This is a genomic window from Kocuria sp. CPCC 205260, from assembly GCF_040981045.1.
GTDB lineage: Bacteria > Actinomycetota > Actinomycetes > Actinomycetales > Micrococcaceae > Kocuria > Kocuria palustris.
Map to the genome: position 1 here is coordinate 1 of NZ_JAVKPT010000029.1, position 814 is coordinate 814.

Sequence of the window (814 nt, forward strand, 5' to 3'; positions counted from 1 at the left end):
CTTACAATGGAGACAATCGCTAACATTTGCAAAGGTACAGAAAATTTAGGAAACAACCAAACGGATTTAAAATTAAATGCTTTTGAAGTGGGAGAAAACCTCGTTGCTTTCCTCATCCCCCACTTTGCTAATTTCGTTATAATCAACTATACCATCACAGAGGATGAAGTGGCACTGACGCTAAAAAGCAAGTCTACTTGCGCTTGCTGTGATCGTTGCCATATCGAGACACATCATACCCGTGGCTGGCAAAAAAGGAAAGTAACCATGCCTCCGCTCGGTGGAAAACGTTTTACACTGATTTTGTATATGCGTAAATTTCACTGTAAGGCCGATGGTCATTTCTTTACAGAGCAACAGCCCGATTGGCTCAACAAGTATGCTAGATTTTCCATTGACTGTACAAGACTAATGAACCAAGTGCACTTACAGATGTCATCAGTCTCAGCTTCCAGAATATTGTCGGATATGGGAATACATTGCTGCCCCAACACATGTATCAATCATCTCAAGAATATAAAACTAGCTTCAGATAGGACGGCAACCAACATTGGTATAGACGATTTTGCTAAAAGGAAAGGCTATTCGTATGGTAGTGCCATCGTCAATCATGACACTGGTCAAGTGTTGGAATTGATTGATTCTAGAGACTCCGAAAAGGTCGCTGAAGTCCTGAGCCTCTATCATCATGTGTCCACCATCACTCGCGATAGGGGCAAGTGTTACATCAAGGCTATAAAGAAGGCTCTTCCTGCAGCAACTGTTGTCGCAGACAAATTCCATATTATGGAAAATTTGACGAAAGCACTTTTCC

The 814-nt window shown here is 41.8% G+C and carries 1 protein-coding gene; it reads left to right on the forward strand.

What is annotated here, in order from left to right:
• Positions 1–814 (forward strand): transposase (locus tag RF645_RS12960; protein WP_368819242.1); only part of this gene is annotated, 814 nt, incomplete at both ends.